The organism is Nocardia mangyaensis, from assembly GCF_001886715.1.
In the GTDB taxonomy this organism is placed as follows: domain Bacteria; phylum Actinomycetota; class Actinomycetes; order Mycobacteriales; family Mycobacteriaceae; genus Nocardia; species Nocardia mangyaensis.
In genome coordinates, this window is sequence record NZ_CP018082.1 from 631,723 (window position 1) to 642,910 (window position 11,188).

Below are 11,188 nucleotides of genomic sequence, written 5' to 3' on the forward strand. Positions count from 1 at the left end.
TGATTTCGACTCGGCCGCGACCCCTTCCCGAGACGCTGGTCACAGTCCCTGGCCGACGCGTATACGACAGGCCGTCGTAGCATGGCGACGTGCGTTCACCGACGGATCACACCGCCCGCTTGCGCGGTGCCGCCGTCGGTGCCGCCTCCGGTGCCGTCGCCGTCCTCGCGCACGGACTGGGCGGGGCGAGCGCCGTTCCCAGCGGTTCCTCGCTGACGCTGCTGTTCGCCGCCTGCGCGCTGATCGGCGTCGTAGCCGCCGCGCTGCCCCGGGGAAACACCTCCGCGATGACCATGACGGTGCTCGCGATCGGCCAGGGCATCGGACACACCGCGCTCTCGCTGGGCCACGCCCAGCACGCGCACACCTACTCCGCCGCGATGCTGCTCGCGCACCTGGTGGCGATCCCGGCGGGCGCGCTCGCGATCCGCGCCGCCGAGCTCGGGGTGCGCCGGGCGCTCACCAGCGTGCGACAGCTCGTGCGTGGGCTCGTCGCGCCGCCGGTCGACCGGTGCCCCGCGCTACCGATCGTCGCCGAGCGCGCGGTGGTGCGACAGCTGCTCCTGCGGCCGGGAATCGGCCTGCGGGGGCCGCCGCGCGCCGCCGGACACCCAGCTCACCCCGTACCGGCGTAACCACGCCGTCGAATCCCGCCGTCCCGGCGGTCGATTCGCTGTGCCGAACGCCGGTCCGGGCTCACCCACACCCGATGATCGGAGTTCTCCGTGTCGCAATTCCCGCGTACCCACCTGCGCTCACCCCGCCTCGCCCGCCGTCTCGGCGCCTCGGCCGCTCTGTCCGTGCTCGCGGTGTTCGCCACCGCCTGTTCCGATGCCGAATCCGTCGCCCCGGTGGCGGCGGGGGAGCGGATCAGCATGAGCGATCAGTGGATCAAGGCCGCCGATTCCGGCATGTCCGCCGCCTTCGGCAATCTCGAGAACACCGGGGACGAGCCGGCGACCCTGGTCGCCGCCACCAGCCCCGCCTCGGATCGTGTCGAGATCCACGAGGTGGTGCCCGACAGCACCGGTGCCAAGACCATGCGCCCCAAGGAAGGCGGCATCACCATTCCGGCCAAAGGCGTGGTGACCCTGCGGCCCGGCGCCGACCACCTGATGTTCATGGATCTGAAACAGCCCCTGCGCACCGGCTCCGAAACCTCGGTCACGCTGAGCTTCTCCGACGGTTCGAGCACCGTCGTCACCGCGCAGGTCCGCGACTTCGCCGGCGGCAACGAGAACTACGCGCCCGGCACCGAGCACGCCTCGCACGGTGGCTGAGCTACCCGGGCTCTCCCGGCGACGGTTGCTCGGCGGGGGAGCGGTGGCGGCGGGTGCGGTCGGAATCGGTTGGGGCGCATCGGGTCTGGTTCGGCGCGAACCACACGGCGACGACGGGCTCGACGTCGTCGCCTTCCATGGCGCGCATCAGGCCGGCATCGAGACCACCCCGCCCGGCCACGCCGCCTTCGTCGGCTTCGATCTCGCACCCGGTGTCGACCGCGCCGACATCATCGGCCTGCTCCGGATCTGGACCGACGACGCCGCCCGCCTCACCAGGGGCCTGCCCGCGCTCGCCGACACCGAACCGGAGCTGGCGGCGCGTCCCGCCCGGCTCACGGTCACCGTCGGCTTCGGCCCCGACCTGTTCACGGTCGCCGGCTTACCCGAGCGGCGCCCGCCCTGGTTGCGCCCGCTGCCCGCCTTCCCCATCGACCGACTCGACCCGGCCTACACCGGGGCCGACCTGCTCCTGCAGGTGTGTGCCGAGGAGGCCACCACGGTCGCGCACGCGGTGCGGGTGCTGTCCAAGCACGTGCGCTCGCTGGTGACGGTGCGCTGGGTGCAGCGCGGGTTCCGGGACGAGCCCAAGGGCCAGACCATGCGCAACCTCATGGGCCAGGTCGACGGCACGGTCAACATCGCCGCGCGCTCCGTCGACTTCGATCGGCTGGTGTGGGACGACGGAACGGCGATGCCGTGGCTGGCGGGCGGTACCTCGCTGGTGCTGCGTCGCATCGCCATCGACCTCGACACCTGGGACGAACTCGACACCGATGGCCGCGAACTGACCGTCGGCCGTCGGGTGTCCACCGGCGCGCCGCTGACCGGCGTCGACGAGTTCGACGAACCCGACCTGACCGCGGTCGACCGCTTCGGGATCCCGGTGATCCCGCCGTCGTCGCACGTGGCACGGGCCAGGCACACCCATGACGGGGAACGGTTCCTGCGCCGTGCCTACAACTACGACGACGCGCCCGGTCCGGGTCAGCTGTCGAACTCGGGGCTGCTGTTCGCCGCGTACCAGCGCGATGTCGACGTCCAGTTCCTGCCGGTGCAGCAGCGGCTGGCGGAGGTCGACGCGCTGAACGAATGGACCACGCCCATCGGTTCGGCCGTGTTCGCGATCCCGCCCGGTGTCGCGGAACCGGGCGGCTACCTGGGTCAGCGCCTGTTCGAGAGCTGACCGAATCCGGCCGGGCACCTTCGCGCGCCCGGCCGGACCGGGTCGTGCGTCGCCGTCGGTGAGCTCCGGGGCCCTCGCGCTGCCGTGGGGTCAGTCGGGCTGCGGCCAGTTCAGGATGGTGTGTTCGAACAGCTGGCGGACCTGCTCGACCCGCTCGTCCAGGTCGGCGGGGTCCCAGTCGCTCACGTCGATCGGTGCGAGCACCGCGACGTCGACCACGCCCGAGCGCGCGATCGGCGAATCCCGCCAGGCGATTTCACCCGCATTGCGGATCACCACCGGGATCACCGGCACGCCCGCCTTGATCGCCATGTGGAAGGCGCCCTTCTTGAACGGGCCGAGACCGGGGGTGTGCGAGCGGGTGCCCTCCGGGGCGATGCCGATGGACAGGCCGTCACGCAGGGTGGAGACCACCGGCGCGAGCGCGGCTTTGGCGCCGGCGGTGTCGGCGCGGTCGATGAAGGTGACGCCGACGAACCGCATGATCGGCCCGAACAGGGGGTGGTTGGCGAGTTCCTTCTTGCCGATGCCGGTCACCGCGCCGTCGAGCACCTTCGGCACGATGATCACGTCGAACTGGCTCTGATGGTTGAACAGGAACACCGCGGGCCGGGGGGCACGGGCGTTCTCGGCACCGACCACGCGCAGCTGGACGCCGATACTGCGCAGTGTCGCGGTGGTGGCGTCGTGCATGAGCGCGTCGGCCATCGCCTGGCGCCTGCCGGTGTAGGACTTGCGCAGGATGCCGACGATCGCGCCGCCGATCAGCGCGGCGAAACCGGCCACCGTGCGCAGGTAGTCGAGTGGCCGCGGCGCGCGGCGCGGCCGGAAGGCGAGCGTGGGCCAGTCCCGGTCGGCGGCGAGCGCGGCCAGCGCGGGATCGGGATCGATCACGGTCGGCGCGTCGGCCAGGTCGAGGAGGGGCTGGTCGGTCGCGCTGTCGGCGTACACGTAACCGATCTCGAGCCCACCCGCCGCCGCGAACTCCCGGACCGCCTCGGCTTTTCCGTTGCGCCACAGCGGCACACCGTCGGTGTGCCCGGTCAGCACACCGTCCTCGGCCGCGAGCCGGGTGCACAGCACGTGCTCGATGCCGAGCTTGTCGGCGACGGGCCGCACCTGGAACCGGGTGAGTTCGCTGACCAGCACCACGGTGTGCCCGGCGAGCTGGTGTTCGCGCACGAGCTGCCAGGCCTCGGGGAACAGCCGCCCGTAGATCTCCCGGCCGAACGCCGAGCGACCGAGCTGCTCGAGTTCGTCCTCCGCGGCGCCCGCCCAGGTCCGCTCGACGGCTTGGAGGAAGCGGCCGTAGTCGCCGTCACCGCCGCCGCGGCGGATGCCGCCGAGCAGGGTGGCCCGGCGCGCGTCACCACGACCCGTCATTCGGCGCAGCGGACCGCGCCGGGGCAGTTCGTCGACGACGGTGCCGCCGAAGTCGAACACGGCGGCGACCTGTGGTCCCTGCGGCCCGGAACGGATGGCGGCCGTGGCCTCGGTGAGTGTGCTCATCAGATCGTGGTCCGGTTCGACGGATCGAGCGAGGCGACGCGGGCGATGCGTTCACCGAGATCGCGCAGGCGCTCGGCGAATTCGCGCCGTCGCTCGATCAGCTCGGCTTCGTCACCGGGTGCGGCGGGGGCGATCAGGCCGTGATTGCCGGCCAGTTTCCATGCGCTGGTGAACAGTTCCGAGGACACCGATTCGGGACTGTGCAGGCGTTGCTGCAACAGCATCTGCCGGCCGACGGCCACGCACTCGTCGATGAACTCCTTGCGGTCGATCGTGGCGTCGGCCGAACGCGCGACCAGCCGCTCGGCCACCACCAGCTGCGCGTCGAAGAACGAGCGGAGCACGCGATGGGCCATCACGAAGCCGGAATCGGTGAGCGCGGCGAGGAATTGGCGGTCGAGCCGGTCGTCGGGGGTGTGCTCGTCCCATTCGGGCACGATCAGGCGCACCTCGTTGATGATCTGGTCGGCGAATTCCTGGCGCTCGGGGAAGAAGAACTCGAACTTGAGCAGATCGCGCAATGCGAAGGCTGCCTTCCACGCGGAGCGCAGCGGGTCGTCACCGGGGGCTTCCACCGCGGTCAGCGCGGCCAGTTCGAGAATGGCCCGGTTGACGAACCAGTGCACCGCGCTGTTGCGGTAGAACGCCGCCTCCAGATGCGCGCCGGGTTCGATCGCGTAGACCGGTTCCAGCCCACCGCGATACACCGTGACCACCCCGGCGAGCGCGAGCTGTTCGAGCACCACCCGCAGGCCCTGTTCGTCGCGCAGGGTGGACAGCTCGCCGCTGGGCAGCGCGCGCAGCGCGATGTAGCCGAGCACCGGGTCGAGCACCGTGCGCACCTGGCCGAGGGTGAGCGCGCGCTCGTGCACGCCGAGCAGAGCCAGCGTGACCAGCGCGTTGACCGTGATCGGGGTGACCTCGTTGATGCCGACCGCGATGTCGAAGGCCAGGCGCTGCACGGCTTTGCGCTCGGTCTCGCCCAGCGCCGACTCGTCGGGGACGCTGGTCGTTCCGGTGGTGGTGTCGCGCAGCGGGATGGTCAGCGGGCGCTGGTCGAGGGGGTCGCCGTGCGCGCCGAGGCGTTCACGGGCCGACAGGGGTTCGCCGAAGCGCACATACACGTGTCCGGCCGAATGCTGTTGGCTGCGCACGTATCTGGCCAGCCAGGCGATGCCCTCGGGCTTCTTGGTGCCGCCGGACTGCTCGCTGGCGATGGCGCCGAGTTCGTTGAGTCGCTCGTAGGTGATCGAGACCGGCACCAGCAGCACGTCGTCGACCCGGCGTGAACGCACCGCGGCGGCAAGGAAATTGAGCAGGCCGTAGCGGGGCGGGCGCAGCTTGCCGGTCCTGGTTCTGCCCCCTTCGAAGTACCACTCCATGTTGAAGCGCTTGGCCAGCAGATAGGCGAAGTACTCCTCGACGACGGCCTTGTACACCTCGTCGTCGCCGAAACTGCGCCGGATGAACACCGTGCCCGTGCGCCGGGCGATCGGGCCCATCGGCCAGAAGTTGAGATTGGCGCCGCCGATCACGTGGTTGGGCGGGAAGTCGTTGCGCGCCAGCACATCACCGAGCACGAACGCGTCGACGTAGGAGCGGTGCGAGGGCAGGAAGACCAGCGGGTACTTGCGGTTGAGCTTGCGCAGCGCGTCCAGGCCGCGCAGGTCGGTGTCGACCTTCCAGGTCGAGGCGTGGATCGGGCGCATGGCCTGGGTGAACAGGTCCGAGACCAGCCTGCTCTGCGCGGCGACCAGCTCGCGCAGCGCCTTGTCGGCGTTGCGGTACACCTGGTCGGGCTCGGCGCCGGTCTCGTCGGCGATGTAGTCGAGTTTGCGCTGGAATTCGGGGGTGTCGAGGATCTCCTCGGCGACCAGCTGCGGCACCTTGTAGCGATCACCGATGACGGTGCGTTCGGCCCGCTCCAGCGCCACGACCGCGGCGCGGACCACCGCGCGGGCGAAGGGATCGGCGGTGCCGGCGCGCAGCAGCGCGGCGGCCTCGGGGTTGTTGGCGCGCAGCGCGCTGAGTCGGGCCGGGGCACCGACGAGCACCTGGTGGCGGTCGGGTTCGCTGCGCAGCAGCCTGCGCTGCACCAGTCGGTTGGGCTTGCGCGGGTTGGTGAGCAGCGCCAGATCGGCGAAGGTCACCCGGCGCACACCGTCGCGTTCGGGCGGCAGCCACAGCACCCGGACCGGGACGACGAGCGGGTCGTCGTGCCGGCTGACCAGGCGTTTGGTGATGGCCTTCGCGTCGAGGTCGAGCTGGGTCACCGGCGCGGTCGAGTCGATGTCGCGGCTCAGGCCACCCTCGGCGATCCAGGCGCCGATCACCTCGCGTTCGACGCCGGAGGCCGCGTCGACGAGTGCGACCACCGAATCCGATGCTGGTCCCGTTCGCGGGCCGCGCCGCCCACCCTCAACCGTCATGGTTCCATTCAAGCCCGAGTACGGCCATCCCGCATCGGACTTCGTCGACAGGCGCGTCGCCGCGCGCCGGAGTCGCGCCGAATCGGTCGAGTGATGCCAACCGTGTTCGGCGTTGGCACGGCTTCTCCGCGGCGGATCGTCTGCCGCGCTCGACCTGCTCCACGGTTAGCTTAGGCAAGCCTATCTTATGAGCTGCGTCTCTCCCCGGTACTGTGGCAACGTCCACCGGAAAGCTGTACCGCCCGACCCGCCCGCGACACCTGGATGTATTGATGAGCACAACTGCCGAAAAGCTTGCCGACCTGCGCGAAAAACTCGAACTCGCCAAGGAACCGGCCGGCGAAGTCGGAGCTGCCAAGCGGGCGCGCAAGGGTATCCCCTCGGCCCGCGATCGCATCAACATGCTGATGGACCCCGGCACCTTCGTCGAGATCGGCGCCCTCGTGCGCAACCCCACCGACAAGAAGTCGCTCTACGGCGACGGCGTGGTCACCGGGCACGGCCTCGTCGACGGACGCCCGGTCGCCGTGTTCTCGCACGACCAGACCGTCTACGGCGGCACCATCGGCGAGATGTTCGGCCGCAAGGTCGCCGCGATCATGGACTTCGCGGGCAAGATGGGCTGCCCGCTGGTCGGCATCAACGACTCCGGCGGCGCGCGCGTGCAGGAGGCCGTCTCCTCGCTGCGCTGGTACGGCGAGCTGGCGACCATGATGGAACCGCTCTCGGGTTCGGTGCCGATGGTCTCGCTGATCCTGGGCAACTGCGCGGCGGGCGCGGTGTACCAGCCGATCTGCACCGATGTGGTGGTCGCCACCGAGAGCGCGCACATGTTCGTCACCGGGCCGAAGATCCTCGAGGAGGCCATCGGCGAGAAGGTCGACATGGAGGAGCTGGGCGGGGTCTACAACCAGGCCGCCTACGGCAACATCCACCACGTCGCCAAGGACGAGCCCGCGGCCTTCGACTGGGTTCGCACCTACCTGAGCTACCTGCCGTCGAGCTCCACCGAGCTCCCGCCGGTCATCAACCCCGGCCTCGAGCCCGAGCTCACCGACTCCGATCTGTCGCTGGACAAGCTCGTCCCCGACTCCGACAACATGGTCTACGACATGCACGACGTGCTGCTGCGGATCTTCGACGACGGTGAGTTCCACGAGGTCGGCGCGGCCGCCACCGAGAACCTGATCACCGGCTTCGCGCGCGTGGACGGCCGCCCGGTCGGCGTGGTCGCCAACCAGCCGACCGTGCTCGCCGGCGCGCTCGACGCCAAGGCCAGCGACAAGGCCTCGCACTTCATCCACATCTGCAACGCCTTCGAGATCCCGCTGGTCCTCGTGGTCGACACCCCCGGCTTCCTGCCCGGGGTCGAGCAGGAGAAGGCGGGCGTCATCAAGCGCGGTGGCCGCTTCCTGTTCGCCTATGTGGAGGCCACCGTGCCGAAGGTCACCGTGGTGATCCGCAAGGCCTACGGCGGCGGCTGGGCCGTGATGGGCGCCAAGGCGCTGGGCTGCGATGCCTACCTGGCCTGGCCGACCGCGCGCATCGCGGTCATGGGGGCCGAGAGCGCCGTGGGCCTGACCCAGCGCAAGATCCTCGACGCCACCCCCGAGGAGCAGCGCGCCACGGTCCGGCAGCAGATGGTCGACTTCTACAACGCGACCATCGCCACCCCGTGGATCGCCGCCGAGCGCGGCTACATCGACCGCGTCATCGAGCCCTCGGCGACCCGGCTCGAGATCCGCCGCGCGCTGAACCTGTTGCGCGACAAGAAGGTCGTGCGTTACCCGCGCAAGCATCACCTGCTGCCGCTGTGATCGTCGCGGCGCCGGTGCGAACCTCGCACCGGCGCTTGCCGATTCGCGCTTTCGCCTGGCCGAACTAGACTTCCGCGGGTGAGCAAGTGGACTACCGCGCAACTGCCAGACCAGACCGGCCGCACGATCATCGTCACCGGTGCCAACAGCGGTCTCGGCGCCGCCACCGCGCGGGCACTGAGCGAGGCGGGCGCGCGGGTGGTCCTGGCCTGTCGCAATGTCGCCAAGGCCGAGCGGGTGGCCGCGAGCCTGCCCGGCCAGAGCGAGGTCCGTGCGCTCGATCTGGCGAATCTGAACTCCGTGCGCGCCTTCGCCGACTCGATCGAGCGCGTCGACGTGCTGATCAACAACGCGGGCGTGATGGCGCTGCCGCTGCACCGCACCGCCGACGGCTTCGAGATGCAGTTCGGCACCAACCACCTCGGTCACTTCGCCCTGACCAACCTGCTGCTCGACCGGATCACCGACCGCGTGGTGACGGTCGCCAGCGGCGCGCACCGCATCGGCAAGATCAACCTGGACGACCCGAACTGGGAGCGTCGCCGCTACGACCGCTGGCTGGCCTACGGTCAGTCCAAGCTGGCCAACCTGAGCTTCGCCTACGAGCTACAGCGTCGCCTGGCCGGTGAGGGTTCGGCGGTGGTGTCGGTCGCCGCGCACCCCGGCTACGCCGCCACCGATCTCATGTCGCACACCGAGTCCATCCAGGACCGGTTCATGTGGCTGGGCAACCGCATGTTCGCCCAGAGCGCCGAGCAGGGCGCGCTGCCCTCCCTGTTCGCCGCCACCGCCCACATCGAGCCGGGCGCGTTCTACGGCCCCGACGGCTTCCTGGGCCTGCGCGGTTACCCGACGCGCAGTGCCAGCAGCGCCGCGTCGAAGGACCGCGTCCTGGCCGGCGAGCTGTGGGAACTCTCGGAAAAGCTCTGCGGCCTGATCTGATGTCACACCCGTGAGCGCTCCTTCGTCATCTCGGTGAACCCCTCAGGGCCACGACGAAGGAGCCATCATGGAACCGCGCTTCAACCTCTACGCCAACCCCGTCTCCGCCAGCTTCACCAAGCGGCTGATCATGGCGAGCAAGGTGCTCGAGGACTCCACCTTGCCCAAAACCACCTACGAACTGGTCAAGATCCGGGCCTCGCAGATCAACGGCTGCGGCTACTGCACCGACATGCACACCAAGGACGCCGCCCACGCGGGCGAATCGGCGGTTCGGATCAACCTGGTCGCCGCCTGGCACGAGGCAGGTGTCTACACCGAGGCCGAGCGCGCCGCTCTCGCGCTCACCGAGGAGGCCACCCGCGCCGCCGACGGCGGACACGTCACCGACGACACCTGGGACCAGGTCCGCAAGCACTACGACGATGACCAGATCGCCGCGCTGATCGGTGCCATCGCGATGATCAACGCCTGGAACCGGCTCAACGCCATCGCCCGGACGCCCGCGGGCGACTACGTCCCTGGTCAGTGGGGCTGAGCACCGACTCCGCCGGGGCGACATCGTGCTCCGGCGGGCCGGAAGGAGCGGGCCAAGCGGTGTCGAGCGGGTGTGATGGTCCACACTCCGGGCGAGGGCGCGCGGGTCTGCGCGGATTCACCGGTGGTACAGTCCTTGACATGCAGCGCGCATATTTCTGGTTTAGCGACCCGGCCCTGGGTGGGCCGGTCTGCGACCCTGCGCGCTGACTTCCTCCACCCCGAGCCGGATTCCTGACCGGCTCGACGGGTAGCGAAATTCCGTGGGTCGGCCTTCTACCGAAAAGGACCCACATCTCATGACCACCGCAGCCGACGTCGACGCGCGGCATTCCGATCTCGATGATCAGCGCACCCTCAGCGTGAGCCCCCTGCGCTCGCCCGCCGAGGTCCGCTTGGTCCACCAGATCACCGACGAGCTGGCCGATACCGTGCGCTCCGGCCGCAAAGCCACCGTCGACGTGCTCAACGGCGACGACGACCGCCTCATGGTGATCGTCGGCCCGTGCTCGGTCCACGACCCGGTCGCCGCGCTGGACTACGCCCGCAAGCTGGCCGCCAAGGCCGAGGAGCTGGGCGACCGGCTGCACGTGGTGATGCGCGTGTACTTCGAGAAGCCGCGCACCACGCTGGGCTGGAAGGGTCTGATCAACGATCCGCACCTGGACGGCTCGTTCGACGTGAACACCGGCCTCGGCATCGGTCGCAAGGTGCTCGTCGACATCACCGCCCTCGGCCTACCGGTGGCGTGTGAGTTCCTCGACCCGATCACCCCGCAGTACATCGCGGACCTGGTCTCCTACGGCGCGATCGGCGCCCGCACCGCCGCCAGCCAGGTGCACCGCCAGCTGTCCTCGGCGCTGTCGATGCCGGTGGGCATCAAGAACGGCACCGACGGTGACGTGCAGGTCGCGGTCGACGGTGTGCGCGCCGCCGCCGCCAGCCACGTCTTCCCCGGCACCGACCTCGACGGCCGCTCCGCGCTGATCCGCACCTCGGGCAACCCCGACTGCCACGTCATCCTGCGCGGGGGCAGCAACGGCACCAACTACGACGCCGCCTCGGTCGCCGAGGCCAAGCTGCGGCTGGAGAAGTCTTCGCTGGCCCAGCGCGTCGTCGTCGACGCCAGCCACGGCAACTCCAACAAGGACCACAACCGTCAGGTCGACGTGGTCACCGACATCGCCGACCGCCTCGCCGCGGGCGAACAGGGCGTCGTCGGCGTGATGCTGGAGTCCTTCCTCGTCGCGGGCCGCCAAGACCTCACCCTCGGCAAGTCCGCTGAGCTGACCTACGGCCAATCCATCACCGACGCCTGCATCGACTGGGACACCACCGCTGCCCAGCTCGACCGCCTGGCCGACGCGGTGGCCGCGCGCCGCGCCTGACCCGCTTCGAGACACGCCCTGGAACCTCCTGTTCCAGGGCGTTTTTCGTGTGCCGCACCGCCTGCAGGTCGGACGGTTGATCACCAGGCTCTGAGGCGAG

9 protein-coding genes are annotated in these 11,188 nt (G+C 70.1%); 7 read left to right on the forward strand and 2 right to left on the reverse strand.

Annotated features, from left to right (window positions below; genetic code table 11):
• Positions 1 to 89 precede the first annotated feature (89 nt).
• The 3 genes from BOX37_RS02970 (at position 90) to BOX37_RS02980 (ending at position 2,466) form a co-directional block, all read left to right on the forward strand.
• The gene (locus BOX37_RS02970) at positions 90 to 635 is read left to right on the forward strand and encodes a hypothetical protein (RefSeq protein ID WP_084759390.1); all 546 of its coding nucleotides are present in this window, start codon (positions 90 to 92) and stop codon (positions 633 to 635) included.
• A 90-nt stretch (positions 636 to 725) separates the two neighbouring features.
• Positions 726 to 1,280: a copper chaperone PCu(A)C gene (locus tag BOX37_RS02975; RefSeq protein ID WP_240505181.1), complete on the forward strand. Its 555-nt coding sequence runs from the start codon at positions 726 to 728 to the stop codon at positions 1,278 to 1,280.
• Positions 1,273 to 2,466, forward strand: a complete 1,194-nt coding sequence (locus tag BOX37_RS02980; protein ID WP_071926245.1) for a Dyp-type peroxidase — start codon at positions 1,273 to 1,275, stop codon at positions 2,464 to 2,466. The genes BOX37_RS02975 and BOX37_RS02980 overlap by 8 nt, the downstream gene beginning before the upstream one ends.
• A gap of 90 nt (positions 2,467 to 2,556) precedes the next feature.
• Here the strand turns inward: BOX37_RS02980 and BOX37_RS02985 are convergent, their stop codons facing one another.
• A complete protein-coding gene (locus BOX37_RS02985) occupies positions 2,557 to 3,975 on the reverse strand; it encodes a 1-acylglycerol-3-phosphate O-acyltransferase (RefSeq protein ID WP_071926247.1) in 1,419 nt (472 codons plus the stop codon).
• A complete protein-coding gene (locus tag BOX37_RS02990) occupies positions 3,975 to 6,404 on the reverse strand; it encodes a glycerol-3-phosphate 1-O-acyltransferase (protein WP_071926249.1) in 2,430 nt (809 codons plus the stop codon). Before BOX37_RS02990 ends, BOX37_RS02985 begins: the two co-directional genes overlap by 1 nt.
• A gap of 272 nt (positions 6,405 to 6,676) precedes the next feature.
• Here BOX37_RS02990 and BOX37_RS02995 point away from each other — a divergent pair, with 272 nt between their 5' ends.
• The 4 genes from BOX37_RS02995 (at position 6,677) to BOX37_RS03010 (ending at position 11,088) form a co-directional block, all read left to right on the forward strand.
• Positions 6,677 to 8,221: an acyl-CoA carboxylase subunit beta gene (locus tag BOX37_RS02995; protein WP_071926252.1), complete on the forward strand. Its 1,545-nt coding sequence runs from the start codon at positions 6,677 to 6,679 to the stop codon at positions 8,219 to 8,221.
• 78 nt (positions 8,222 to 8,299) lie between these two features.
• Positions 8,300 to 9,163: an oxidoreductase gene (locus BOX37_RS03000; protein WP_071926255.1), complete on the forward strand. Its 864-nt coding sequence runs from the start codon at positions 8,300 to 8,302 to the stop codon at positions 9,161 to 9,163.
• A gap of 67 nt (positions 9,164 to 9,230) precedes the next feature.
• Positions 9,231 to 9,701, forward strand: coding sequence for a carboxymuconolactone decarboxylase family protein (locus tag BOX37_RS03005; RefSeq protein WP_071926257.1), 471 nt, complete (start codon positions 9,231 to 9,233; stop codon positions 9,699 to 9,701).
• A gap of 298 nt (positions 9,702 to 9,999) precedes the next feature.
• Positions 10,000 to 11,088 (forward strand): 3-deoxy-7-phosphoheptulonate synthase, encoded by a 1,089-nt coding sequence (locus BOX37_RS03010; RefSeq protein WP_071926259.1) that lies wholly within the window; start codon positions 10,000 to 10,002, stop codon positions 11,086 to 11,088.
• The last annotated feature ends 100 nt before the right edge of the window (positions 11,089 to 11,188 follow it).